A 24,782-nucleotide genomic window follows, 5' to 3' on the forward strand; every position below is an offset into this window, starting at 1 on the left:
GGGAGCCGGACGGCACCCCTGCCACAGGGGGAGCGCCATTCGGGACCGGCGACCCCCCTTTCGTAACCACGAATCCCCGTGGGTGACCTGTGGCACCCCCGAGAAAGCGACGCGAGATGAACAAGCTCGACCACATCGATGCCGCATCCCTGCGGGACGACGTCCCGGACTTCCGCCCCGGTGACACCCTCAAGGTGCACGTGCGCGTCATCGAAGGCAACAAGTCCCGCGTCCAGGTCTTCCAGGGCTTCGTGCTGCGTCGCCAGGGCGACGGCGTCCGCGAGACCTTCACAGTCCGCAAGGTCAGCTACGGCGTCGGCGTGGAGCGCACCTTCCCGGTGCACACCCCGGTGATCGAGAAGATCGAGCTGGTCACCCGCGGCGCCGTGCGTCGCGCGAAGCTCTACTACATGCGTGACCTGCGCGGCAAGGCCGCGAAGATCAAAGAGAAGCGCTCGGACCGTCCGACGCGCTGACCCGTGCGCCGCACCCGGGGTGCCTCGCCCATGGCGAGCCGACCCGGGCGCTAGGCTCGTTCGTGATGGACGACGCAGAGCAGAGCAGAGGCCGTGCCTCCACGGCGGAGGAATCCGCCGGTACCTCGTCCACCGAGGTCGTGGAGGCGCGGCCTTCGCGTGTCCTGGGAGGGGCGTCGGGCGGGAACGGTCACGGGGGCGGGCTCGACGGGGCGCTCGGGACGGTGCCGGCGGCGCCGAAGTCCCCTGATTTCGCAAAGGATTCGACGGCGGGCACGGGCGGCGGTGCGGGCGTCGGCCCGGCCGCCGAGGCGAGTGTCGATGCGCCGTCGAAGGGGCCGGAGAAGGCCGACGCCCCCGAGGACGGGGCGGGTTCGACGGTCGAGACGGCACCCGAGCCCGGGACCGCGACGGCATCCGGGACCGGGACCGCGTCCGGGGCCGAGACCGTATCCGCGACTGTGACCGCCGAAGCCGCGACCGCGTCCGGGACTGACGTTGTTGCCGGGACCGAGTCCGACGGCGACCTTGATGGTGGCGCCGATGCCGATGCCGATGCCGATTCCGAGGCCGAGTCGGGTCCCGAGGTCGACGGTGCTCCCGAGGTCGAGGGTGCTCCCGAGGCGCCGCGTCGGCGGCGGATGCCCGCGTGGATCGAACTCCCGCTCCTGGTCGCGATCGCGATGGTCGTCGTCCTGGTGGTGAACTCGTGGGTCGCCCAGCCGTTCGTGATCCCCAGCGGTTCGATGGAGAACACGCTGGAGGTCGGCGACCGGGTCCTGGTGAACAAACTCGCCTACAAGTACGGGGACATCCACCGCGGCGACATGATCGTCTTCGACGGGCGCGGCTCGTTCACCCCCGAGGGCGGCTCGCCCGACCCGGTGACCGGCGCGCTGCGCAAGCTCGGCGGGGTGTTCGGCTTCACCAACCCCGACGACAACGACTTCGTGAAGCGCGTCATCGGGATCGGCGGCGACGTGGTCAAGTGTTGCGACCCGCAGGGTCGGGTCACCGTCAACGGGGTGCCGCTGGACGAGGGCGACTACCTGCATCCGGGCGACAAGCCCTCCGACTTTCCGTTCGAGGCCGAGGTGCCCAAGGGAAAGCTCTGGGTCATGGGCGACCATCGCAGCAACTCGGCCGACTCGCGCGACCACCTGGGCGACCCCGGCGGCGGCATGGTGCCGGAGAGCCGGGTGATCGGGCGCGCGCAGTGGATCATCTGGCCGTTCGGGCGGATCCAGGGCGCGGATCGGCCGAAGACGTTCGATCGGTCGGACTTCGACCGCCGTGGGTAAACGCGGCAAGCCCAAGGGCGCCCGGGCCGCCGATCCGGTGCCCGCGCGGCCGAGTGCCCACCCCGAGGGCGCGGCCGGTCCGCTCCCGACCCCGGAGGTCGCGGGCGCGGTGGCGCTCGGCGAGGCCGAACCGGTCCGTGCGGCGCCGTCGGTCGAGGCGCCGACCCCCGCTCCCGCGCGCCGGCGTCGGGGCAGGCGTTCGCGGCGCAAGGACAAGGTGGTGCCGCTGTGGCGCGAACTGCCTATGCTCGCGGTGATCGCGCTCGCCCTGGCGCTGCTGATCAAGACGTTTCTGGTGCAGGCGTTCTACATCCCGTCGGGATCGATGGAGCACACCATCGACGTCGGCGACCGGGTCCTGGTGGACAAGTTCTCGCCGTGGTTCGGGTGGACCCCCGAACGCGGCCAGGTGGTCGTCTTCAAGGACCCGGGCGGCTGGCTGGGCAAGAAGAAGACGGACGATCCGCCGCCCGGACTCAAGCAGTTCAAGCAGGGGCTCGTGTTCGTGGGCATGTTGCCCTCGGACGACGAACAGGACCTGATCAAGCGGGTGATCGGGGTCGGCGGCGACACGGTGGCCTGCTGTGACCCGTCCGGGCGAATCACCGTCAACGGTGTTCCGCTGGACGAGCCCTACCTGTACAAGGGCAATGCGCCCTCGGAGAAGCGCTTCAGTGTGACCGTGCCCAAGGGGCGGCTGTGGGTGATGGGCGACCATCGCGGCGACTCGGCCGACTCGCGGGCACATATGGATCGGCCCTATCAGGGCACGATCCCGGTGGACGATGTGGTCGGGCGGGCCGTCCTGGTGGCCTGGCCGTTCGGTCGCGCGCATCGGCTGCCGGTTCCGGACACATTCGGGAACAAAGCCCTGTCGGTTGCGATTCTCCCGCCCACCCCGGTCGTTATGGGAATGGTGGGTGCGGTTCCGCTGGTCCTGCTACGCCGACGTGTACGCTCGCGCCGGCGCATGCCGGCCCCGTGGGGTCGACATCGACCCGGCGACGTGCGCGGCACGGGTCGGAAATCATCAAGACAGAGCTGTGGGCAGCCGGTGGACAGCCCCGACCGGATGCCGTGTGGCCTGCACGGGTACGAGGAGGCGCCGTGGGGGAAGTCGTGATCGGAGCGCGATCCGCTGGTGGAGACGACGATCGTGGGCGGGAGCCGCACGAGCGGCACCCGACCGACGCGCCGCACGATCCCGGAGCGCCACCGACCCAACCAACGAGCGGGGACGGGCCCCGGCAGTCGCCCGATCTGGTGAAACATCCGAAGAACGGGGCCGCCGCCGACGCCGACGCGGCGCCGATCTTTCCACCGGTGGCGCCGACCCCCGCGACCGGTGGTCCGGGCGCGGGCGGACCGTCGGACGCGGACGGCCCCGGCGGTCCCGGTGGTCCGGGCGACTCCGGGGGATCGGGCGACTCCGGCGAGCCGGAGGGTGTCGGTGAACCGGAGGGCACGGGCACCGACGAGGGCGCCTCGGCCTCGGGCGAACGGCGCAAGAAGAAGGGGTCGTTCTGGAAGGAACTGCCGCTGCTTCTGGTGATCGCGGTGGTCCTGGCGCTGCTCATCAAGACCTTCCTCGTGCAGGCCTTCTCGATTCCGTCGGAGTCGATGGAGAACACCATCAAGGTCGGCGACCGGGTCCTGGTGAACAAGTTCTCGCCGTGGTTCGGCGCGGAGCCGGAGCGCGGGCAGGTCGTGGTCTTCCACGACCCGGGCAACTGGCTCCAGGAGGCGCCGAAGCAGTCCGACAACGCGGTGGTGCGCGGGCTGCAAAAGGGCATGTCCTGGGTCGGCCTGATGCCGTCCGCCGACGAGAAGGACCTGATCAAGCGGGTGATCGGGGTCGGCGGCGACCGGGTGCAGTGTTGCGACGCGCAGGGCCGGCTCATGGTCAACGGCAAGCCGTTGGACGAGAGTTCGTACCTGAAGAAGGGCGTGGCCCCGTCGACGAAGGTGTTCGACGTGACCGTGCCCAAGGGCCGGATCTGGCTGATGGGCGACAATCGGGACAACTCGTCCGACTCGCGCTATCACATGGACCAGCCGTTCAACGGGACGGTGGACAAGGACCAGGTGATCGGCCGCGCGTTCACCGTGGTGTGGCCGCTGAACCGGATCCACGGCCTCGGCGTGCCGGGCACCTTCGACCAGCCGGGCCTCGGGCTCGACGTGATCGGCGGCACCCCGATGGCGGCCGGGCTGATCGGGGCGGTGCCGCTGGTGTGGTGGCGGCGCAGGCGGCGCGGCGGGCCCGAGGAGCGTACGGCCACGCGCCCGCCCTCGGCGGCGCCGCCGGCCTGACGGCCGACCTCTCGCATCCGGCCGGGCGCTCGGGAATCCCCTCCCGCGCGACCCGGCCGTTCGCGGCTCGGGGCACAATCCGGGGATGACGACTCAACCCGTGTCATGGCCCGGAGACGTACCGGAGCCGGTGCCGGACTACCCCGCCGACCTGGCTCCCGACCTGGAACGACGCGCCGTGCGCGTGGTGATTCTCGACCCCGACGACCGGGTGCTGCTGTTTCGCACCCGGGTCCCCGAATCCGATCCGTCCGACTGGTACGACCTGCCGGGCGGCGGTCTGGACCCCGGGGAGACCTATGTGGACGCGGCCGTTCGGGAGATCCGGGAGGAGACCGGCCTGCGGATCGAGCCCGCCGAGGTGGGGCCGCCGACCTGGCGGCGGAGTGTGACGTGGGTGCGGCCGGGGCATCGGCGGGTGCAACACGAGTTCGTGGTCCTGGTCCGGGTCGCCGAGCGGGCGCCCGCGGTCTGCGAGGACCGTTCGTTGTGGACCGCGGACGAGCTGGCCGAGTACCAGGAGGCGGTGTGGTGGCCGGTGGACGAGATCCGGGCGGCGCCGGCGCGGTTCTACCCGGGCAGGCTGCCCGAGCTGCTGCCGAGGTTCCTGGCCGGCGAGCTGATCGACGAGCCGTTCGAGTGGTGGAACGGCTGAGCGCCGCGGCGCCGGCGGGTCGACGGCCGGTCGATCCGGGCCGCCGGGGATGTCCCGGACGGTTGTGCCATGGTGCGCCGGTGGACGCGAGGGTCGCCGGTACACAATGGGAGGCGTCAGCGAAGCGCAGGAGCGAGGGGCGCGCATGAGTGCGGAAGATCTCGAAAAGTACGAGACCGAGATGGAGCTGCAGCTCTACCGCGAGTACCGCGACGTCGTGGGTCTCTTCAAGTACGTCATCGAGACGGAAAGGCGCTTCTACCTCACCAACCAGTACGAGCTGCACGTGAGGTCGGCCGACGGGGAGGTCTTCTTCGAGTTGTCCATGGCGGACGCGTGGGTGTGGGACATGTATCGACCCGCACGATTCGTGAAGAATGTCCGGGTTCTTACGTTCAAGGACGTCAACGTCGAGGAACTGACCAAGAGCGAATTCGAGATGCCCGCGGGCAACGAAGGGTTCGGCGGCTGAGCGGACTCCGCGCGTCCGCAAGGGCGGTATCCACAACGACCGGTTTGTGCACAGGTCACGGTGGGTCGACACACGACCACCTCCGGCTCCGGCAGCGTCGAGCCCGGAGGTGGTCGTTGTGCGTACCGATGCGGGTGGCAGGGAGGGCCGGGGCGGCCCGGCCCGGCAGTCCAGGAACGGCGCGGTGGGGCGCTACGGCGAGCGGGTCGCGGCGCGCTATCTGACCGAGGCGGGCATGGCCGTCCTGGCGCGCAATTGGCGCTGTCGGGACGGCGAGATCGACATCGTCGCGCGCGACGGGCCGGTCCTGGTGGTGTGCGAGGTCAAGACCCGGCGCGCGGGCGGGTTCGAGCACCCGCTGGAGGCGATCGGCCCGGTCAAGGCCGCCCGGCTGCGGGTGCTGGCCGAGCGCTGGCGGGCGGCGAACCCGCTTGCCGGGCCGCCGGGGCGCGAGGTGCGGATCGACCTGGTCGCGGTGGTCGCGGCGGTGCGTGGGGCGGCCGGGGTCGAGCACGTCCGGGGGGTGTGCTGAGCATGGGCTTCGCGCGCACCCGGTCGGTCACCCTGGTCGGGGTGGACGGCGTCGTGGTCGAGGTGCAGGCCGACCTGGAGCCGGGGGTGACCACGTTCACCCTCGTGGGTCTGCCGGACCGGACCCTGGTGGAGTCCAAGGAGCGGGTCCGGGCGGCGGTGGTCAACAGCGGCGAGGAGTGGCCGCAGCGCAGGCTGACGGTGGGGTTGTCGCCGGCGACGGTGCCCAAGACCGGATCGGGCTTCGATCTGCCGATCGCGGCCGCGATGCTGGCCGCGGCGGGCGTGCTGGACCCGCGCGCGATCGAGGACCTGGTGATGATCGGCGAGCTGGGCCTGGACGGGCGGCTGCGGCCGGTGCGCGGGGTGTTGCCGGCGGTGATGGCCGCCGCGGCGGCCGGGTGCGCCCGGGTGGTGGTGCCCTCCGTGGCGGCCGGCGAGGCCGAGTTGGTGCCGGGCGTCGCAGTGTGGGGGGTGACCTCGCTGCGGCACCTGCTGGCGAGGCTGCGCGGGGAGCCGGCGCCGGCCGAGCCGGAGGCGGTGCGCGACATCGGTCTGGGCCCCGATCCGTTGGCCGTGGTCGGCACCTTGACGGCGGGCCCGCCGGCCGGGTCGGCGCCGGCCGATCTGGCCGACGTGGCCGGTCAGGGCCGGGCCCGCCGGGCCCTGGAGGTGTGCGCCGCGGGCGGGCACCACCTGTTCCTGCTCGGCAGTCCGGGCGCGGGCAAGACCATGCTGGCCGAGCGGCTGCCCGGGATCCTGCCGGCGCTGGACGGACCGGCCTCGCTCGAAGTCAGCGCGGTGCACTCGATCGCGGGCACGCTGCGCCCCGACCTGCCGCTGGTGACCACGCCGCCGTTCTGCGCGCCGCACCACAGCGCGACGATGCCCGCGATCGTCGGCGGCGGCAACGGCCTCCCACGCCCGGGCGCGGTCTCGCTGGCCCATCGGGGCGTGTTGTTCCTGGACGAGAGCCCGGAATTCAGCGGGCGGGTGCTGGACGCGCTGCGCCAGCCGCTGGAGTCCGGCACGGTCACCGTGGCGCGCAGCGGGGGGATGTTGTGCTTTCCCGCCCGGTTCCTGCTCGTGATGGCGGCCAACCCCTGCCCGTGCGGGCGGTTCTCCGGACGGGGGCTGGACTGCACGTGCTCGTCGCTGATGCGGCACAAGTACCTGGCCCGGCTGTCCGGGCCGCTGATGGACCGGATCGACGTGCGGGTCACGGTGGATACGGTCTCCCGCGCCGAGTTGTTCGCGCCGGAGGCGGCGGGGGAGCGGTCGGAGGTGGTGGCCGCACGGGTGCTGGCGGCCCGGGAGCGGGCCGCGCGGAGGCTGGCCGGCACGGGGTGGACGGTCAACGCCGAGGTGCCGGGGCGCGAGCTGCGCACGCGGTGGACGGTCGACGGCGACGCCCTCGACCGGGCGGCGCGCGACATGGAGCGCGGCTTCCTGACCGCCCGGGGTCTCGACCGAGTCCTCCGCGTCGCCTGGACCCTGGCAGACCTGCACGCCCACCCCCGCCCCACCCGCTCCGACGTGGACACGGCCCTCGAACTGCGCACGGGAGTGATCCGAGGCGACACGGCGGACGACGACGGGTTCGAGAGATGAGGCACCGCCGACCCGACAGGCCGCTCGCGGCCTCGCGCGGTGGCTGGGGGGGTGATGCGAGCGTCCGGATGGGGGAGGCCGGGGGCGGCCCCGTGGGGTGGGTGGGAGTTGCGGCGGGATGGTCCGGGGTGAGCGGACCACTGAGCGCGTCACTGCGTCACCACGTACGTCCGGCAGCGTCGGATGTGGCCCGCCGTCACCACACGTCCGGGGCGTCGCCGTTGCCTTGCCCCGGAGTTCACCCGCACCGCAGGCCCCGACCGGGCCCGCGTACCCGCGCTCGCCCCGGTGGCCGGCGGCCTCGTGTGCGGGGCGGAGGGTCGGTGGTGGCCACCGTGGGGTGGGTGGGAGTTGCGAATGGGTGGCCCGGGGTGAGCGCGTCAACGCCCGCGCCGGCCCGGCAACGGCACGTGGTCGGCATCCGAGCGGGTGGCGGTCTTTTGGCGGGTTGCGGGGTTTTGTTGGGCCCGGCGGGGGTGTCGGGGGACGGAAGGTGTGGGGGTGGGTGGGGTGGAGTCGTTGCCTTGGGGGGATGGGGACTTTCCCGAGCGGGATGTGGTGGGGGAGCGGGCGGCTCGGGCGGTGTTGAGTCGGCTGGTGGAGCCCGGGGACGCGGTGTTCGGGCGGGCCGTGCGGGTGTACGGGGCCGCTCGGTTGTTGCGGGATCTGCGGGGGCATGGGGCGTTGCCGGGGGAGTTGGCTCGGCGGGATCCGGCGGGGTATCGGGTTCGGCTGGGGGCGTGTGATCCCGACGAGGACTCGGCTCGGCTCGCCGAGGTGGGTGGGAGCTTTGTGGTTCCCGGCGATCCGGGGTGGCCCACCCAGCTCGACGACCTCGGGGACGCCCGGCCGCTGGGGCTGTGGACGCGCGGCGCGACCCCGCTGCGGCTCGCCGCGCTGCGGTCGGTGGCGGTGGTGGGCGCGCGGGCCTGCACCGACTACGGCGCGCACGTCGCGGGGGCGCTCGCGGCCGAGCTGGCCGAGGCAGGCTGGACGGTCGTCTCCGGTGGCGCGTACGGGGTGGACGGGGCCGCGCACCGGGGGGCGCTCGCGGTGCGCGGGTCCACCGTCGCCGTGTTGGCGTGTGGGATCGACGTGAACTATCCGCGTGGGCACGAGCGGCTGCTGGCCCGGATCGCCGAGGAGGGTGTGCTGGTCACCGAGCTGCCGCCGGGCGCGCATCCGACCCGTTACCGCTTCATCGAGCGCAATCGGGTCATCGCGGCACTGACCCGGGGCACCGTGGTGGTCGAGGCGGCGCTGCGCAGCGGTGCGCTGATCAGTGCCCGGCGGGCCGCGCTGCTCGGCCGCCAGGTGATGGGGGTGCCGGGGCCGATCGGCTCGCCGAGTTCGGCGGGCGTACACGTGCTGCTGCGCGAGCCGGGGTCGGTCCTGGTGACCCGGGCGGCCGAGGTGATCGAGCAGGTCGGGGCGATCGGCGACGACCTCGCGCCGGTCCTGGCCGGCCCGAGTCGCCCGGGGGACGATCTGCCGCCCGAGATCCGCCGGATTCTGGATGTGGTGCCGTGGCGCGGCGCGCTGTCCACGGCCGCGATCGCGCACGAGGCGGGATCGGCGCCGGCCGCCACGCGACGCCGACTCGACGTGCTGGCGGCCCGCGAACTCGTGGATCGCACCTCGAAGGGGTGGCGTCGCCGTGGCGGTGCTTGACCTGGGGCCGCAGTGATCATCACCGTGAGGGGAGGAGGCCCGATCGAGGAGGTGTGCCATACCCGTGACCGACGAGCGCGCGCCCGAGAACGCCGCCCCGGACATGAATCACCCCACCGGCGACCGCAGTCGCCCGGACGGCGACCCGTCGCCGTCCCGCAGGACCCACCCCCCACACTCCGACACGGCCCACAGCGAAGCCCCCGACGCGCCCCACCCCCGAGCCCAGCCCCGCCACCAGCGCGCCACCCGGGGTGTTGGTTGTTTGTGCGCCGGTGCCGGGGTGTGGGGGCGTGCGGGAGGCGGGGTGTGCGCCGCCTTGGGTGCGAGTGCTGTTGGCGGGCGGTGTCGTGCGGGGCGGGCCGGTCACGCCGCCGCAGGGGGGTCGCCGTGTGCGCGGGTGTGGCGATGGGCGTGGTTCGGGTGGCGCCGAGCGACCCTTTCGCCTCGGTCCGAGGCCGGCCGAGCGACCCCTTCGCCTCGGTCCGGGGTGGTTCGGCGCGCGCCGGGCGGCTTCGGGTGGGATGCCGTGATTCGGGCGACGGGGGCCGAGCCCCGTCGTTGTAGCGCTCGGGAGTCGTCAGGTCACGCTACGCTCGCGAGGACGCAGATCTACACGCACGTTTCCGTGGAACGACACAAGGCCACGTATGCCCAAGCACACCCCAGGGCGTAAGAGCGCCACCGCGGCCGCGTCCGAGAACGGACCGGCCGTCACCGTCGAGGACGGTGGCGCTTCCAACCGCGCGCTGGAGAACCTTTGGAGCGACTTCAAGCGCTCGGGGGACCCCACCCTGCGGGAACGCCTCATCCTGAATTACTCGCCGCTCGTGAAGTACGTCGCCGGGCGGGTCGGCGTCGGCCTTCCGGCCAATGTGGACCAGGCCGATTTCGTCTCGTACGGGATGTTCGGCCTGATCGACGCGATCGAGAAGTTTGATCTTGATCGCGCGATCAAATTCGAAACCTATGCGATCAGTCGCATCCGCGGCGCGATCATCGACGAACTGCGCGCGCTGGACTGGATTCCCCGGTCCGTCCGCCAGAAGGCCCGCGCGGTCGAACTGGCGTACGCGGGACTGGAAGCCAAGCTCAACCGCACCCCCTCGGAGGTCGAGGTGGCCCGCGAGATGGGCATCGCGCTGGAGGACCTGCACGCGATCTTCAGCCAGCTCTCGCTGATCAACGTGATGGCCCTCGACGAACTCCTGCACACCGGCCAGGACGGCGGCGACCGGCTCAGCCTGGTCGACACGCTGGAGGACACCACCGCCGACGACCCCGTCGAGGTGGCCGAGAGCCGCGAGATGCGCCACCTGCTCGCCCGCGCGGTCAACGCACTGCCGGAACGGGAGAAGACCGTGGTCACGCTCTACTACTTCGAGGGATTGACCCTGTCCCAGATCGGCCAGGTGCTCGGGGTGACCGAGAGCCGCACCTGCCAGATCCACACCAAGGCCGTGCTCCAGCTGCGCGGCAAGTTGTCCGACGCGCGGTGAAGGCTTCGCGCAGTGTTCGCGGCCCGGCCTCCGTCGAATGTCGGAGCAATTCCTTAATGTGGACAAGTGGACAGCACATCGGCAGATCCGGCGACACCCCGCTCCGTACCGCGGCGATACGGCCCCGACGACCTCGCCCGCTGGGTCCCCGAGCCCAACAAGCGACGCGGGCGCACCGCGTTCCAGCGGGATCGGGCCCGGGTGCTGCACTCGGCCGCGCTGCGCCGACTCGCCGGCAAGACCCAGGTGGTGACCCCCGGCGAGAGCACCCCGGCCGGCCAGGACAGCCCACGCACCCGGCTCACCCACTCGCTCGAATGCGCCCAGATCGGCCGTGAGCTGGGTCAGGCGCTCGGCTGCGACCCGGACCTCGTGGAGACCGCCTGCCTGGCGCACGACCTGGGCCACCCGCCGTTCGGCCACAACGGCGAACGCGCCCTCGACGAGGCGGCCAAGAGCTGCGGCGGCTTCGAGGGCAACGCGCAGAGCCTGCGCCTGCTCGCCCGGCTCGAACCCAAGACGTTCGCCCCCGACGGCCGCAGCGTCGGCCTCAACCTGACCCGCGCCGGCCTCGACGCGGTGCTCAAATACCCGTGGCCCCGCCGCCAGGACAAGCACGCCTACGGCGCGTACGACGACGACCGGGCCGTGTTCGACTGGGTGCGCGAGGGCGCCGACCCCGACCGCCGCTGCCTGGAGGCCCAGGTGATGGACTGGTCCGACGACGTCGCCTACTCCGTGCACGACCTGGAGGACGCGGTCCAGTCGCACCGCCTCGACCTGGTGCGCCTGCGCGACGCGGGCGAGCGCCGCGAACTGCTCGACCTCACCGTGCGCCGCTACCGCCCCGACTGCGTGGCCGACGAACTCGGCGAGGCGCTGGACCGGTTGCTCGCGCTCGACTTCTGGCCGGCGGGCTACGACGGCTCGCGCCGCGCCCAGGCCCGGCTCAAGAACGCCACCAGCGGCCTGATCGGCCGCTTCTGCCTGGCCGCCGAGCACGCCACCCGGGAGCTGTACGGCACCGCGCCGGCCCTTCGCTACGCCGCCGACCTGATCGTCCCGCGCGAGATCCGCCTCGAATGCGCGGTGCTCAAGGCGATCACCGCCCGCTACGTGATGGCCCGCGAGGGCGCCGAACAACTGCGCGAGCGCCAGCGCACCGTCCTGACCGAACTGGTCGAACTGCTCGCCGCCGGCGCCCCCGAGCGGCTGGACGCGTCCCTGCGCGAGGACTGGATCGAAGCCGACACCGACGCGGCCCGGCTGCGCGTGGTGATCGACCAGGTCGCCTCCCTGACCGACCGCGCCGCCCTCACCCTGCACGCCACGCTGACGACCCGATGAACCGGGCCGACCGGTCACCGCCCCCGGGTGTCGGACGGACCCGTAGACTCGACGATCGTGGCCGGCCGTATCCGTGAAGAAGACGTCAGGCGGGTCCGCGAGACGGCACGCATCGCGGAGATCGCAGAACAACACCTGCAACTGCGCAACGCGGGCGGAGGAAACTTCAAGGGGCTCTGCCCCTTCCACGATGAGAAGTCCCCCTCCTTCCAGGTCAGCCCGGCCAAGAACCTCTGGTACTGCTTCGGCTGCGGCGAAGGCGGCGACGTTCTCGACTTCGTCATGCGCCTGGACCACACCACGTTCTCCGAGACGGTGGAGCGGCTGGCCCAGCAGTACGGCATCGAGCTGCACTACGAGGAGGGCGGCTACACCCCCGGGCGCCAGCAGGGCCGGCGCACCCGCCTGGTCGAGGCGCACCGGATCGCCGCCGCATGGTTCGCCGACCAGCTCGGCACCCCCGAGGCGGAGACCGCCCGCCGATTCCTCGCCGACCGGGGCTTCCCGCAGGACGCCGCGGAGCGATTCTCGCTCGGCTACGCGCCCAAGGGCTGGGAGAATCTGGTGCGATTCCTGCGCGGCAAGGGTTTCACCCCGCAGGAGATGCTGGAGGGCGGACTGGCCAGCGAGGGCCGCAACGGCCCGATGGACCGCTTCCGCGGCCGGCTGGTCTGGCCGATCCGCGACATCACCGGTGACGTGATCGGCTTCGGCGCGCGCAAGCTCTACGACGACGACAACGGCCCCAAGTACCTGAACACCCCCGAGACGCCCATCTACAAGAAGTCCCAGGTGCTCTACGGCCTCGACCTGGCCAAGAAGGAGATCGCCAAGTCCGGCCGGGCGGTCATCGTCGAGGGCTACACCGACGTGATGGCCTGCCACCTCGCCGGCGCCGGCACCGCGATCGCCACCTGCGGCACCTCCTTCGGCGACGAGCACATCAAGGTGCTGCGCCGACTGCTGATGGACTCCGGCGAGTTCCGCGGCGAGGTGATCTTCACCTTCGACGGCGACGCCGCCGGCCGCAAGGCCGCGCTGCGCGCGTTCGAGGAGGACCAGAAGTTCGTCACCCGCACGTTCGTCGCGGTCGAGCCGGGCGGCCTGGACCCATGCGACCTGCGCCTGGAACAGGGCGACGAGGCCGTACTCGCCCTGATCGACGCGCGCGTCCCGCTCTTCGAGTTCGCCATCCGCAGCCGGATCGAGGGCCACGACCTGTCCACCGCCGAGGGCCGGGTCGCCGCCCTCGACGCCGCCGCACCGGTCATCGCCGGCATCAAGGACCAGGCACTGCGCCACACCTACGCGGTCCGACTCGACTCGATGCTGGGCTTCTTGGACGAGAAGTTCGTGGTCGGCCGAGTCGCCCAGGTCAACCGCTGGCAGCGTGAGCGGGCCGCGCGCGGCGAGCGCGGCGGCGGCCCCACCCAGGGGCCGGCCACCCCGGCCGGCGGCCGACGGCCGGCCGCCCCGCAGCGGCCCGCGGGCTTTCGACCCGACCCGCGTGACATGTGCCAGGCGGTCCAGCGCGAGGTGCTCAAGCTCGCGCTCCAGACGCCCGCGCTGGTCGCGCCCGCGTTCGACCACTACGAGGTGGACGAGTTCACCGCCGCGCCGTACGCGGCGGTGCGCACGGCGATCGCGACCGCCGGCGGCGTGTGCTGCGACCTCGCGCAGACCCCGAACTGGGTCGGCGAGGTGCGCGTCGCGGCGCCCGACGACGCCGTGCGGCACATGGTCACCGAACTGGCCGTGGAAAACATGCGGTTGAGCAGCGACCCGGACCGGGCGTACGCCGACGGCAACCTGGTCCGGCTGCGGGTGTTCTCCGCCGAACGCCGGATCGCCGACGCCAAGTCCCGCCTGTTGCGCCTGGACCCGGGCCGCGACGCGGAGGAGTACGGGTGGGTCTGGCAGGAGCTGACCACCCTGGAGACGTACAAGCGGGCCCTGCTCGACCGCGGCGCCGAGGCCCTCTACGCCCCCGGCGGCTGACCACCGTCGGGCCGGGCGCCCGAAAGCCCCTCCCGGCCGGCCGAATCGGGTGAACCGCCCACGCCGGGCGAGATTTCCACGCCCGGACTCTCGGCTACAGGCCCCCTCGTGGAGCAGACTGGGGAAGGTGCATCGGCACACCAGAGGGGGGAAAACGCCCGGCGGCGACCCCGCCCACACGGAACGGACGGATGAGCCTGAACCGGGCCCGGCCACCGTCCTCACGAAGCACGTCACCCCAGGAAACGCGCCACCCGCCCCGACCGAGGTCGAGGCGACCGCCGCGCCGGCCGGCGACGGCGAACCCGACGAACTCGCCCGCCCCGCCGAATCCGCCGGCTCCTCCGCCGACCTGCTGCGCCAGTACCTGCGCGAGATCGGCCGGGTGCCGCTGCTGAGCGCCGCCGACGAGGTCGACCTGGCCCGCCGGGTCGAGGCCGGACTGTTCGCCGGGGCCCGCCTGCTCGACGACCCGCCCGCCGACCCCGCCGCCCGGGACGCGCTCGCCACCCTGGTCCGCGACGGCGAACGCGCCAAACGCCGGCTGATCGAGGCCAACCTGCGCCTGGTGGTCTCGATCGCCAAACGCTACGTCGGCCGCGGCCTGGGTCTGCTCGACCTGGTTCAGGAGGGCAACCTGGGGCTGATCCGGGCGGTGGAGAAGTTCGACTACACCCGGGGCTACAAGTTCTCCACCTACGCGACGTGGTGGATCCGCCAGGCGATGAGCCGGGCGCTGGCCGACCAGGCCCGGACCATCCGGGTCCCGGTACACGTGGTCGAACTCATCAACCGGGTCATCCGGGTCCAGCGCCGCCTGTTGCAGGAACGCGGCGAGGAACCCACCGCCGAGGACGTCGCCGCCGCGCTCGACCTCACCGCCGAGCGGGTCACCGAGATCCTGCGGCTGGCCCAGGAGCCGGTGTCGCTGCACACCCCCGTCGGCGAGGACGAGGTGCTGCTCGGCGACATCGTCGAGGACACCGACGCGACCGCCCCGGCCGAGGCCGCCGCCTACCTGATGCTGCGCGAACACCTGGAGGCGCTGCTGTCCACACTCGGCGACCGCGAGCGGCAGGTGGTACAGCTCCGCTACGGGCTCGCCGACGGCGAACCGCACACGCTCGAGGAGATCGGCCGGGTCTTCGGGGTGACCCGGGAACGTATACGCCAGATCGAGTCACGCACCCTGTCCCGGCTCCGCGAGCGGTCGTACTCGGAGCAACTGCGAGGCTATCTCGACTGATCCCTGGCGTTTCGGCTTACATCTGCTGTCAGAATTCGCCCATGCCGACAAGCCCGACACCCACCCTCGTCGCCGGGGTGCACTGCTCAGCGCACCAGTTGCGCATTCTCGTCTGCGACGCCGCGACCGGTACGCCGCTGCGCCAGGGGCGCGCCGCGTACGCCGAGGGCGCCTCGACCACGCCGGGCGCGTGGTTGCGGGCCTTCGGCGAGGCCGCGGCGGGCGGTCTGCTCGACGGCGTGGCGGCGATCGCGGTGGCCGCGCAGAACCACGGCGCGGTGCCGCTGGACGCCCAGGGGGTGATCCTGGGGCATCCGCTGCCCGACGAGGACCCCTCGGCCTCCGGTGCCGCCGCCGACCTGGTCGACGCGCTCGGCGGCCCGGCCGCGTGGACGGCCGCCACCGGCGCGGTGCCGGGCTCCTCGTCCGCGATCGCGCAGCTGCGCCGGTTCGCCCGGTTCGAGCCCGAGGCGGTGACCCGGATCGCCACCGTGCTGCTGCCGCACGACTGGGTGACCTGGCAACTGCTCGGCTGCCCGCCGGACCCGGTCACCGACCGGGCGGACGCCTCCACCACGGGCTACTACGCGACCACGGGGGAGTGGCGCGAGGACCTCATGCACCTGGCCATCGGCCGGGTGCCGCGCACGCCGATCGTGCTGCCGCCGGGCGCCGCCGCCGGGCGCACGCCGGAGGGGATCCTGGTCGCGCCCGGCACCGGCGCCGAGGCGGCCCTGGCCCTCGGCGCGGACCTGGCCGACGGCGACGTGGTGGTGGCGCTCGGCACCACCGGCGTCGCGTTCGCGGTCCACCCCGTGCCGCTGGCCGACCCCGCGGGCGTGGTCGGCTCGTACGCCGACGCCACCGGGCGCCACCTGCCGCTGGTGCGCACCCTCAACGCGGCCCGGGTGCTGCGCGGCACCGCCTCGATGCTGGGCGTGGACGCCGAGGAGTTCGATCGCATCGCGCTGGAGTGCACGCCGGGCGCGAGCGGGCTGGTCCTGCTCCCCTACCTGGAGGGCGAGCACATCCCCGACCTGCCGCACGCGGCGGGCACGCTCACCGGGCTGCGCCGGGAGAGCATGACCCCGCCGGCGCTGGCGCGGGCCGGGGTGGAGGGGATGTTGTGCGGCATCTCGGACGCATTGGACGCGCTGCGCGATCGGGACGTGGCGGTGGAGCGGCTGATCCTGATCGGCCCGGGAGCACGTTCGGCGGCGGTGGCGGGGATCGCGCCCGCGCTGTTCGGCGTGCCGACCGCGGTGCCGCCGGCGGCGCTCGCGGGCCGGTTCGTGGCCCGGGGCGCGGCCCGGCAGGCGGCCTGGGCGCTGTTCGGGGTGCTGCCGGAGTGGTCGGCGGACATCGATACGTTCATCGGGGCCGACGAGGACGAACTCGCCCTCGGCGACGCGGTCCGGGCCCAGTACCGCGAGGTACGTAACCGCCTGCACCCCGGCGCCGTGACCCCACCGCGAGAAACCGCCGAAACAGGCGGCCGCCACAGAAGAGACTGACCACCCACCCACGACCACCGAGCACACACCGACCGCAAACACCCGCGACCTCGCCGGCCGGGTATGCCGACAGCGTCTACACGGGCCACCGGGCTCCTGCCTGGTTGCAAGAGGCCTCCGACCTCGCCGGCCGGGCGTGCCGTCGGGTTTCACACAGGTCGCCGGGTCCATGTCCGGCTACACACGCCTGCGACCTCGCCGGTCGGGTATGCCGCCGGGTTCCGCGTAGGCCACCGGATCCGCGGCCCTGGCGCCCGCCGATCTGCGGAGGCGGGTGGGGATGCCGGCCCGGCCGGGCCGAGCGGGCATGCCAGGGGTGCCCACGCCGGTGGCCCCGGCGGCCCATGGGTGCCCCCGTGGGTCCGCCCGGGATCTACCGGCGCGTTGTGGGCGTCGTCCGGGGTGTTACAGCCCCTGGCCGTGGCGTGACGACGTTACCGACGAGCCGTTCGTGCCGTGGCCGCCGAAGCGGTCCGGCAGGTGCCGACCCACCCGCTCGGGCAGATGCTCGCCGATCGCGCGGCCGGCCTTGGCGCCCGCCTCGCGGCCGAGCCCGGCCGCCGCGTGCCCGGCCTTCTGCGCCGGCGGGCTGCTCGCCACCGTGCCGGAAAGCTTGCGGATCTGCTCGTACCGCTCCCGCCCGGCCTTCGCCCCCAGGACGTAGCCGATGGCGAGGCCGGTGACGAAGGTGAGCTTGTTGATCATGGTGTCCTCCGCGGTCGTTTGTCCCGCCCGTGCACGTCAGCGCCTACCCGGGCGACGTGCGTAGGCAACCTGTGAGGTCCTACCGGAAAAACCCTGGTGCGGGCCACCCCTCGGAATGCGCTAATGTATTCCACGCAGCGACCGCCAGACGGTCCGACGCAATCCCGCATAGCTCAATTGGCAGAGCAGCCGGCTGTTAACCGGCAGGTTATTGGTTCGAGTCCAATTGCGGGAGCCATCGACAGCGCCCGCCGGTCCACCGGCGGGCGCTGTCGCGTATCCGGTCCGCCCCGGCTCACTCGCTCCCGGCCCGGGCCCAGAACTCCTGCCAGGACGGCCACTTCTCGGGCAACTGCGCATCGGTGATCATCGGGTTGTCGGGGAAGTGGAAGCGCCCCGGCACGGCCAGCGGATGCTCCAGCACATCGGCGGCGTAGAAGGCCTCGGGCTTGCGGCTGCGGAAGTACCAGCGCCCGTCCCGCCGTTCGTAGCGATCCCGATACTGCATCGGCATCACCACCCACAGGTCGCCCACCTCGTGCTCGGGACGGCAGTACACGACACCCGTCGCGTGGTCCTCGTCGACCAGGTCGATCACGTGGTTCCCGATCAGGTGGAAGGTGATCCCGTACGGCCGCAATACCGGATCGAACCACTCGGCGAGCGCGGCCCGACCCACACCGCCCGCCCCCGTGCGCACGTCCGGCACGAACAGGTCGGCCAGCGCCGGCACATCCCGGCTGTCCAGCGCCAGCGCGTAGCGGGCGGCCAGTTGGCGAATCTGCTCGTACGCCTCCAGGCGATCGAGCCGGGTGGTGATCGAATCCGACATGCTGCCTCCGTAAGCTGACGGTCAGTCAGATATCACGGTGTCAGACGACCGACCCGGACCACGCCCCGGGTCGGCCCGTCGGGACGCCCACCCCGTGGGGAGCGCGCGCATGGTCGACGTCGGCATCTATCTGGACATGCGCAATCCGGTCGAGTGGCGACAGGACTGGTCTCGGCTGTACGCCTTCGCGCTGGAGCTGTGCGAGGAGGCGGACCGGCTCGGCGTGCACTCGATCTGGACCACCGAGCACCACGGCTTCGACGACGGTTACCTCAGCCAGCCGCTCACCCTGGCCGCCGCGATCGCCGCGCGCACGAAGCGGGCCCGGATCGGCACCGGCGTGACCATCGCGCCGCTGCGCCACCCCGCGCACCTGGCCGAGGAGGCCGCGATCGTGGACCTGGTCAGCGGCGGGCGGCTGGAACTGGGCATCGGCACCGGCTACCGCAGGCCCGAGTACGACCTCTTCGACCGAGGCGACCTGCTCGCGACCCGATTCGGCGCCACCGACGCGAGCGCGCGCGAGATCCGCAGGTTGTGGGAGACCGGCACGATCAGCCCGCCGCCCGTGCAGCGCCGGCCGCGGATCTGGCTCGGTTACCAGGGGCCGCAGGGCGCGCGGCGGGCCGGACTGCTCGGTGAGTCGCTGCTCACCGCGAACCCGGCGATGGCCGCGCCGTATCTGGACGGCCTGCGCGCCGGCGGCCACGATCCGGCGTCCGCGCGGATGGCCGGGCTGCTCAACGGCTGGATCACCGAGGACCCCGAGCGGGACTGGCCGGTGGTCTCCCGCCACCTCGCACACCAGTGGGACGGCTACCACCGGTACGCGGCGGAGGGCACCGGGGCCGAGCCGCCGCGCCCGATCGACCCGGACCGCTGGCGGGCACGCGGGTTGTCCGCGGCGCCCGGCCACTTCCTGCACGCCACCCCGGAGGACGCGGCGCGGGAGATCCGGGCGTACGTGGCCGATACGCCGATCGAGACGGTGTGGTTCTTCGCCTCGCTGAGTGGGATGACCGAGGACATGGTCCGCGCCCACGTGACCACGCTGTGCTCCCGCCTGGCGCCGCTGGTGGCATAGCGCCGCGCTCTGCCCTCGGCGCCGCGCCTCCGCACCTCGCCCCCGGCGCCCGTCCCCCCGCGCCTCGCCCCCGGCGCCGTGAGGGGCGCCGGGGGCGAGGAAAGCGGCGGGCGGATCGCGCGTGTGGCACGGACGATCGACTGTCTGCGATCGACGGCGGGATGCGAACGGTTTCGGGCAGGATGAGACCACGCCCGCGAGGATCCCCCCGGGCGTTGGTCGGGCCTGACCGGTTATGCTGCGTCAGGCTGTCCGGCAGCGGACGGCAAGGGGCGGTAGCTCAGCTGGTTAGAGCAGGGGACTCATAATCCTCTGGCCGTGGGTTCGAGTCCCACCCGCCCCACCCGTTCTTCTCGGCGCCGTCGAACGCCGACCGCATTCGTGTCATGCCGTGCCCTCGTGCCGTGTGCTTGTGTGTCGGCTCGTCCCACCCGATGCCTTGGTTGCTGTGTGTCGTCGGGCGACTCTTTTCCGTAGTCGAGTCAGAGCTTAGCGGGCTCCTGCTGGATTCCGGGAGTGAAATCACTCGAACGGGCTATCCCCACGTATATCCCTGGCGGGACGTCACCTCGGCGAGCGTGCGCTGGCCGGACGCGCTCGGGTGGAACCAGTCCCAGTGGCTCACGTCGTTCTTGCCGAACCGCTGGGTGTTGACCACGCCGCCGTCGTAGCGGCAGTTGGCCCAGGTCGAACACACCTCGCGCAGCTTGGCGTTGTACGCGGTCACCCGGTCGCGGACCCGCTGTCGGCGGTCCAGCGCGTCGGGCTTGGTCGACTGCGGGTCGTCCAGCATCGACTGGCACACGTTGCCCACCGACCACACCGTGCGGGCCAGGAACTCGTCGTGCCCGGTCTCCCACATGCGACCCAGGTCCGGGATGCTGACCACGAGCACACGCGTGTTCGGCAGGCCGCTGCGCAGGATGCCCAGCGCGTCGCGGAACTGGCTCTCGTAGGTGCCCGGCGAGGTCATCTCGTCCACGGTGTGCCGACAGGCGTCGTTGGCGCCGATCAGGATCGTGACGTAGTCGACCCGCTGGCCGACCGCCTGTCGGGCCTGGCCCGCCAGATCGGTCATCTTCGCGCCGGTCTTCGCGTTGTTGAACACGGCCTCGGCCGGCAGACCGAGCCGCTTGGCGTGGCTGTTCACATCGGCCGAGGTGCCCGTGGCCCACGACTTCTCCGGGCAGTCCTGGAGCGGTGAACAGGTATCGAACCCTCGGGTGATCGAGTCGCCCAGGGCCGCCATCGAACGGGGTCGGGGCGGCACGGTCGCGGTGGGCGGTTTCTCGGGTGCCGGCGACAGCACCTTGCCGTTGGGCTGTTCGGCCGAGGTCGGGTTGCCGGGTGTCGGGGTTTGCCCACCACTCGGCCCGGCAATAAGTCGATCCCCGGCAGCCGCCGGATCGGCCTTGTCGCCGTCGCCCGAATCCATGCAGGAGGACAACGTCAACAACGCCGCGACCATCATCGCGGTTGCCGCCCCTACTCGTCGTTTCCGACCCACGCCGCCCCCTCCGCCCCCTAGCATCGACACGACGATGTCCATCGACGGTATGTCACTCCTTCGTGTGAAGGCCGACAATGCCGGGAGTGGCGTCGTCGACGGCCGGGCACGTTGAGTGCAGTGGCTCACCATTCCGAGACGGTGAGTAACGAATTGTTCCTTCACATCGGACAATTGCCCACATGTGATTACGGACAGCAACTGGTGCCTGTGGTACATCCGTGGTCTGTGGGGCACAATGGAAAACCGGGATTCGAACAGGCAGTCCGAGACAAGGCTTGAGGCCGCTGGGGAAGGCGAACCTCGTCCTTGAAGCCTGGAGGTCCCGGTGACGACACGTGGAGTTCTGTACGTGCACTCCGCGCCGCGTGCGCTGTGCCCGCACGTCGAGTGGGCCGCAGCGGGCGTTCTTGGCGTGCGCGTGAGTCTGGACTGGGTCCGCCAACCGGTGGCGCCCGGGATGTTGCGGGCCGAGCTGTGCTGGCAGGGCGCGCCCGGTACCGCGTCGCGCCTCGCCTCGGCGTTGCGCGGCTGGCACCTGCTGCGCTTCGAGGCCACCGAGGAGCCCTCGGCCAACGCCGAGGGGGAGCGCTACAGCAACACCCCCGAGCTCGGCATCTTCCACGCCGTCACGGGGGCGCACGGCGACATCCTGATCCCTGAGGACCGACTGCGCGCGGTGCTCGGTCGGGCGGCGCGGGGCGAGGTCGATCTGCGCTCCGAGGTGGAGAAGTTGCTCGGCAAGCCGTGGGACGACGAGTTGGAGCCCTTCCGCTACGCGGGCGAGGGCACCCCGGTGCGGTGGCTGCACCAGGTGGTCTGAGCACGCGGGGGATCCCCGAGACGAAGACATGCGTATAGACATACCGATACGAGCGGCCCTCCCGAATCATCCGGAAGGGTCGCTCGCGTCTCCTGCTTGGGATCGAGAGCGGCCGGCGGAGCGGGTTGCCGGCGGATGCGCCCCGGGGCACGGCGGGACGAACGGTCGCCCTGGCGTGGGTGATTCGTCCCTCTTGTGGGTTGGCTCGGGGCGGTGGTCGCCGGTACGCGAGTACTCCCGAGCAGGTCGATCACCGGGTCGGCGGCGCCGGGCTCGGCCGCGAACATTCGTGCCCCCGCCGCGAGATCCGCGACGGGGGCACGAACGGGTGTGCGACGGTGGGGCCTTACTCGAAGCTGCGGAAGGCGACCACGACGTTGTGCCCGCCGAAGCCGAACGAGTTGTTCAGCGCCGCGATCGCGCCGTCGGGCAGCGTGCGCGGCTCGCCCCGCACGATGTCCAGGTCGACCTCGTCGTCGAGGTCGTCGACGTTGATCGTGGGCGGCGCGAGGCGGTGGTGCAGGGCGAGCACGGTGGCCACCGACTCGACCGCGCCGGTGCCGCCGAGCAGGTGACCGGTCATCGACTTGGTGCTGGTGACGGTGACCTTGTCGGCCGCCGCGTCGCCCAGCGTCGCGCGGATCGCCTTGAGCTCGGTGACGTCGCCCGCCGGGGTCGAGGTGCCGTGCGCGTTCACGTGCACGATCTCCTCCGGCTCCAGGCCGCCGTCCGCCAAGGCGAGCGCCATCGCGCGAGCGATGTCGCGGCCGGTGGGCTCGGGCTGGGCGATGTGGTGGCCGTCGGAGCTGAGCCCGGCGCCCGCGACCTCGGCGTACACGCGGGCCCCGCGGGCCGCCGCGTGCTCGGCGCTCTCCAGGATCAGGACGCCGGCGCCCTCGCCCATCACGAAGCCGTCGCGGCCCTTGTCGTACGGACGGGACGCGCGCTGCGGCTCGTCGTTGCGCTTGGACATCGCCATCATGTTCGCGAACGCGGCCATCGGCAGCGGGTGGATCGCGGCCTCGGTGCCGCCGCAGACCACCACGTCGGCGCGGCCCGAGCGGATCATCTCCAGGCCGTAGGCGACCGCCTCGGCGCCGGACGCGCACGCGCTCACGGGGGTGTGTACGCCGGCCCGCGCGCCCAGCTCGATGCCGACGTTGGCGGCCGGGCTGTTGGGCATGAGCATCGGCACGGTCAGCGGGCCGACCCGGCGCGGGCCCTTCTCGTTGAAGGTGTCCCACGCGTCGAGCAGGGTGGTGACGCCGCCGATGCCGGAGGCGATGGCCACACCCAGGCGGGTCGGGTCCACCACGAGGGCGTCCGGGGCGTCGTCGGGCGCGGTGTTCTTCGCGGCGTAGCCGGCGTCGAGCCAGGCCTCGCGTGCGGCGATCATGGCGAACTGGCCGGAGCGGTCCAGGCGCCGCGCCTCGACCTTCGGCATGACCTCGAGGGGCTCGACCGCGATCCGCGCGGCGAAGGTGACCGGCAGCTGCTCGGCCCATTCCTCGGTCAGGGCCCGCGCGCCGGAGGTGCCCGCGAGCAGCGCGGACCACGTGGTCGCGACATCGCCGCCGACCGGCGTGGTCGCACCCAGACCGGTGATCACCACGGTCCGCGTGGCGTCGTTGCGCTCGGTCGACTTCACTGTCTTCTCACTCTCACGCTGTGGGTTCGGGCGGCCGGCGTGCCGAGGGTGCGGCGATGCCGGGGCCCGTGGTGTGACTGCGACGGACCGGGCCGGACGCGCGAACGCGGTCCGGCCCGGAGAACGACCGGCGCTACATCCGACCTAGGCGGCGGCCTTGACGATGTAGTCCACCGCGTCGCGGACGGTCTTGAGGCCCTTGACGTCGTCGTCCGGGATCTTGACCTCGAACTTCTCCTCGGCCGCCACGACGACCTCGACCATCGACAGCGAGTCCACGTCCAGGTCGTCGATGAAGGACTTGTCCAGCTCGACCTCGTCCTGGGGGACGCCGGCGATCTCGTTGACGATGTCGGCGAGGCCCTCGAGGACCTGCTCCTGGCTAGCCATGATGCTCCTTGATTGGAATCTTGCGGTGACGTAAAGCCGTGCTGCTCGTCCGATCGGCGCCTCGCGGCGACCGACGGGGGACTACGGAAGCGTAATGACCTGCCCCGCGTACACGAGGCCGGCCCCGAATCCCATGATCAACGCGGTCCCGCCGCTGACCGCTTCGCCGCTTTCGAGCATGCGCTCCATGGCGAGCGGGATGGACGCGGCGGAGGTGTTTCCGTTCTCGGCGATGTCGCGGGCGACCGGCACCTCGGGGGGCAGCTTGAGCGCCTTGATCATCGCGTCGGTGATCCGCATGTTGGCCTGGTGTGGGATGAACGCGTCCAGGTCCTCGGCCTTGACGCCGGCGGCGTCCAGGGCCTGCTCGCAGACCTTGGCCATCTCCCACACGGCCCAGCGGAAGACCTTCTGGCCCTCCATCTTGAGCGTGGGGAACTCCTGCTCGCGGTCGTCGCGCAGGTCGTTCCAGTCGACGGTCTGGGTGATCGCCTCGGCCTGGGAACCGTCCGAACCCCACACCACGGGGCCGATGCCCGGGGTGGGCGAGGGGCCGATCACCACGGCGCCCGCGCCGTCGCCGAAGATGAACGCGGTGCCCCGGTCGGACAGGTTGGTCAGGTCGCTCAGCCGTTCGACGCCGATCACCAGGACGTACTCGGCGCTGCCGCCGCGGACCATGTCACTGGCGAGCGAGACGCCGTAGCAAAAGCCCGCGCAGGCCGCGGAGACGTCGAACGCCGCCGCCCGCCCGCCGCCCGCGCCCAGGCGGTGTGCGATCTCGGTGGCGATCGCCGGGGTCTGCTTGAGGTGGGTGACCGTCGAGACGATCACGCAGCCGACCTGCGAGGCGTCCAGACCCGCGTGCGCCAGGGCCTTGCCGGCCGCCGCGACGGACATCTCGGCGACGGTCTCCTCGGGGGAGGCCCAGCGCCGGGTCCGGATCCCGGAACGGGACTGGATCCACTCGTCGGAGGAGTCGATCCGGTCCACCAGCTCGGAGTTGGGCACGATCCGGGCCGGGCGGTAACCGCCGACGCCGAGGATGCGCGCGTGCGCGGCTCCGGCGCGGGGGGTGATGGTTGCGGTCACGCGTGGTCCTCCCGTACGGGTTCGAGGCCGGGTGGGTTCGCGGCCGGGTGCAGAGCGGGTGTCGCGA

The 24,782-nt window shown here is 72.2% G+C and carries 22 protein-coding genes and 2 tRNA genes; 18 read left to right on the forward strand and 6 right to left on the reverse strand.

What is annotated here, in order from left to right; translation table 11 throughout:
- Positions 1–116: 116 nt before the first annotated feature.
- From rplS to ACMXN5_RS22730, 14 genes are all read left to right on the forward strand, one after another.
- Complete coding sequence (gene rplS, locus ACMXN5_RS22665) at positions 117–476, forward strand: 50S ribosomal protein L19 (protein ID WP_078975236.1); 360 nt, start codon at positions 117–119, stop codon at positions 474–476.
- Between the two features lie 461 nt (positions 477–937).
- A complete protein-coding gene (gene lepB / locus ACMXN5_RS22670) occupies positions 938–1,777 on the forward strand; it encodes a signal peptidase I (RefSeq protein ID WP_439676723.1) in 840 nt (279 codons plus the stop codon).
- Positions 1,770–2,900, forward strand: coding sequence for a signal peptidase I (gene lepB / locus ACMXN5_RS22675; protein ID WP_395788092.1), 1,131 nt, complete (start codon positions 1,770–1,772; stop codon positions 2,898–2,900). Before lepB (ACMXN5_RS22670) ends, lepB (ACMXN5_RS22675) begins: the two co-directional genes overlap by 8 nt.
- A 200-nt stretch (positions 2,901–3,100) precedes the next feature.
- On the forward strand, positions 3,101–4,090 hold the full coding sequence (gene lepB / locus ACMXN5_RS22680; protein WP_439676724.1) for a signal peptidase I: 990 nt from the start codon (positions 3,101–3,103) through the stop codon (positions 4,088–4,090).
- A gap of 85 nt (positions 4,091–4,175) precedes the next feature.
- Positions 4,176–4,745: an NUDIX hydrolase gene (locus tag ACMXN5_RS22685; protein WP_380036300.1), complete on the forward strand. Its 570-nt coding sequence runs from the start codon at positions 4,176–4,178 to the stop codon at positions 4,743–4,745.
- A 145-nt stretch (positions 4,746–4,890) separates the two neighbouring features.
- On the forward strand, positions 4,891–5,217 hold the full coding sequence (locus tag ACMXN5_RS22690; protein ID WP_078979196.1) for a DUF2469 domain-containing protein: 327 nt from the start codon (positions 4,891–4,893) through the stop codon (positions 5,215–5,217).
- Between the two features lie 118 nt (positions 5,218–5,335).
- A complete protein-coding gene (locus ACMXN5_RS22695) occupies positions 5,336–5,749 on the forward strand; it encodes a YraN family protein (protein ID WP_395788096.1) in 414 nt (137 codons plus the stop codon).
- A 2-nt stretch (positions 5,750–5,751) separates the two neighbouring features.
- Complete coding sequence (locus tag ACMXN5_RS22700; RefSeq protein WP_439676725.1) at positions 5,752–7,359, forward strand: YifB family Mg chelatase-like AAA ATPase; 1,608 nt, start codon at positions 5,752–5,754, stop codon at positions 7,357–7,359.
- Positions 7,360–7,869: 510 nt separating this feature from the next.
- Positions 7,870–9,030: a DNA-processing protein DprA gene (dprA, locus tag ACMXN5_RS22705; RefSeq protein ID WP_439676726.1), complete on the forward strand. Its 1,161-nt coding sequence runs from the start codon at positions 7,870–7,872 to the stop codon at positions 9,028–9,030.
- A 650-nt stretch (positions 9,031–9,680) separates the two neighbouring features.
- Positions 9,681–10,529 (forward strand): RNA polymerase sigma factor WhiG, encoded by an 849-nt coding sequence (gene whiG, locus ACMXN5_RS22710; RefSeq protein ID WP_379995307.1) that lies wholly within the window; start codon positions 9,681–9,683, stop codon positions 10,527–10,529.
- 66 nt (positions 10,530–10,595) lie between these two features.
- Positions 10,596–11,876 (forward strand): deoxyguanosinetriphosphate triphosphohydrolase, encoded by a 1,281-nt coding sequence (locus ACMXN5_RS22715; protein WP_439676727.1) that lies wholly within the window; start codon positions 10,596–10,598, stop codon positions 11,874–11,876.
- A 57-nt stretch (positions 11,877–11,933) separates the two neighbouring features.
- Positions 11,934–13,874 (forward strand): DNA primase, encoded by a 1,941-nt coding sequence (dnaG, locus tag ACMXN5_RS22720; RefSeq protein WP_439676728.1) that lies wholly within the window; start codon positions 11,934–11,936, stop codon positions 13,872–13,874.
- A 127-nt stretch (positions 13,875–14,001) separates the two neighbouring features.
- The gene (locus ACMXN5_RS22725; RefSeq protein ID WP_439676729.1) at positions 14,002–15,120 is read left to right on the forward strand and encodes an RNA polymerase sigma factor; all 1,119 of its coding nucleotides are present in this window, start codon (positions 14,002–14,004) and stop codon (positions 15,118–15,120) included.
- Between the two features lie 41 nt (positions 15,121–15,161).
- Positions 15,162–16,634 carry an FGGY-family carbohydrate kinase gene (locus tag ACMXN5_RS22730; protein ID WP_439676730.1) on the forward strand — a complete coding sequence of 491 codons (1,473 nt, stop codon included), beginning with the start codon at positions 15,162–15,164 and terminating at the stop codon, positions 16,632–16,634.
- A 405-nt stretch (positions 16,635–17,039) separates the two neighbouring features.
- Here the strand turns inward: ACMXN5_RS22730 and ACMXN5_RS22735 are convergent, their stop codons facing one another.
- Positions 17,040–17,339, reverse strand: coding sequence for a YtxH domain-containing protein (locus ACMXN5_RS22735; protein ID WP_439676731.1), 300 nt, complete (start codon positions 17,337–17,339; stop codon positions 17,040–17,042).
- A 162-nt stretch (positions 17,340–17,501) separates the two neighbouring features.
- Here ACMXN5_RS22735 and ACMXN5_RS22740 point away from each other — a divergent pair.
- Positions 17,502–17,577: transfer RNA gene (locus ACMXN5_RS22740), tRNA-Asn, on the forward strand.
- A gap of 57 nt (positions 17,578–17,634) precedes the next feature.
- Here the strand turns inward: ACMXN5_RS22740 and ACMXN5_RS22745 are convergent.
- Positions 17,635–18,171 (reverse strand): nuclear transport factor 2 family protein, encoded by a 537-nt coding sequence (locus ACMXN5_RS22745; RefSeq protein ID WP_439676732.1) that lies wholly within the window; start codon positions 18,169–18,171, stop codon positions 17,635–17,637.
- Between the two features lie 109 nt (positions 18,172–18,280).
- Between ACMXN5_RS22745 and ACMXN5_RS22750 the strand changes: the two genes are divergently transcribed.
- Complete coding sequence (locus ACMXN5_RS22750; protein WP_439676733.1) at positions 18,281–19,255, forward strand: LLM class flavin-dependent oxidoreductase; 975 nt, start codon at positions 18,281–18,283, stop codon at positions 19,253–19,255.
- A gap of 269 nt (positions 19,256–19,524) precedes the next feature.
- Positions 19,525–19,598, forward strand: a tRNA-Ile gene (locus ACMXN5_RS22755).
- 192 nt (positions 19,599–19,790) lie between these two features.
- Here the strand turns inward: ACMXN5_RS22755 and ACMXN5_RS22760 are convergent.
- The gene (locus tag ACMXN5_RS22760; RefSeq protein WP_395788118.1) at positions 19,791–20,762 is read right to left on the reverse strand and encodes an SGNH/GDSL hydrolase family protein; all 972 of its coding nucleotides are present in this window, start codon (positions 20,760–20,762) and stop codon (positions 19,791–19,793) included.
- Between the two features lie 328 nt (positions 20,763–21,090).
- Between ACMXN5_RS22760 and ACMXN5_RS22765 the strand changes: the two genes are divergently transcribed.
- A complete protein-coding gene (locus tag ACMXN5_RS22765; RefSeq protein ID WP_126642859.1) occupies positions 21,091–21,585 on the forward strand; it encodes a DUF3145 domain-containing protein in 495 nt (164 codons plus the stop codon).
- A 346-nt stretch (positions 21,586–21,931) separates the two neighbouring features.
- Here the strand turns inward: ACMXN5_RS22765 and fabF are convergent, their stop codons facing one another.
- The 3 genes from fabF to ACMXN5_RS22780 form a co-directional block, all read right to left on the reverse strand.
- Positions 21,932–23,233 carry a beta-ketoacyl-ACP synthase II gene (gene fabF / locus ACMXN5_RS22770; protein ID WP_439676734.1) on the reverse strand — a complete coding sequence of 434 codons (1,302 nt, stop codon included), beginning with the start codon at positions 23,231–23,233 and terminating at the stop codon, positions 21,932–21,934.
- 144 nt (positions 23,234–23,377) lie between these two features.
- Entirely contained in the window at positions 23,378–23,623 is a 246-nt protein-coding gene (locus ACMXN5_RS22775; RefSeq protein ID WP_371863166.1) for an acyl carrier protein, read from the reverse strand.
- An 81-nt stretch (positions 23,624–23,704) separates the two neighbouring features.
- Positions 23,705–24,715 (reverse strand): beta-ketoacyl-ACP synthase III, encoded by a 1,011-nt coding sequence (locus ACMXN5_RS22780; RefSeq protein ID WP_439676735.1) that lies wholly within the window; start codon positions 24,713–24,715, stop codon positions 23,705–23,707.
- Between the last annotated feature and the right edge of the window lie 67 nt (positions 24,716–24,782).

The organism is Embleya australiensis (assembly GCF_051903075.1).
Classification (GTDB): domain Bacteria; phylum Actinomycetota; class Actinomycetes; order Streptomycetales; family Streptomycetaceae; genus Embleya.

What these genes read in the sequence shown, in the direction of transcription:
- rplS (WP_078975236.1), top strand. Translation starts at nt 117, where the DNA reads ATGAACAAGCTCGACCACATCGATGCCGCATCCCTGCGGGACGACGTC.
- ACMXN5_RS22685 (WP_380036300.1), top strand. Translation starts at nt 4,176, where the DNA reads ATGACGACTCAACCCGTGTCATGGCCCGGAGACGTACCGGAGCCGGTG.
- ACMXN5_RS22690 (WP_078979196.1), top strand. Translation starts at nt 4,891, where the DNA reads ATGAGTGCGGAAGATCTCGAAAAGTACGAGACCGAGATGGAGCTGCAG.
- ACMXN5_RS22700 (WP_439676725.1), top strand. Translation starts at nt 5,752, where the DNA reads ATGGGCTTCGCGCGCACCCGGTCGGTCACCCTGGTCGGGGTGGACGGC.
- whiG (WP_379995307.1), top strand. Translation starts at nt 9,681, where the DNA reads ATGCCCAAGCACACCCCAGGGCGTAAGAGCGCCACCGCGGCCGCGTCC.
- ACMXN5_RS22730 (WP_439676730.1), top strand. Translation starts at nt 15,162, where the DNA reads ATGCCGACAAGCCCGACACCCACCCTCGTCGCCGGGGTGCACTGCTCA.
- ACMXN5_RS22735 (WP_439676731.1), bottom strand. Translation starts at nt 17,339, where the DNA reads ATGATCAACAAGCTCACCTTCGTCACCGGCCTCGCCATCGGCTACGTC.
- ACMXN5_RS22745 (WP_439676732.1), bottom strand. Translation starts at nt 18,171, where the DNA reads ATGTCGGATTCGATCACCACCCGGCTCGATCGCCTGGAGGCGTACGAG.
- ACMXN5_RS22750 (WP_439676733.1), top strand. Translation starts at nt 18,281, where the DNA reads ATGGTCGACGTCGGCATCTATCTGGACATGCGCAATCCGGTCGAGTGG.
- ACMXN5_RS22775 (WP_371863166.1), bottom strand. Translation starts at nt 23,623, where the DNA reads ATGGCTAGCCAGGAGCAGGTCCTCGAGGGCCTCGCCGACATCGTCAAC.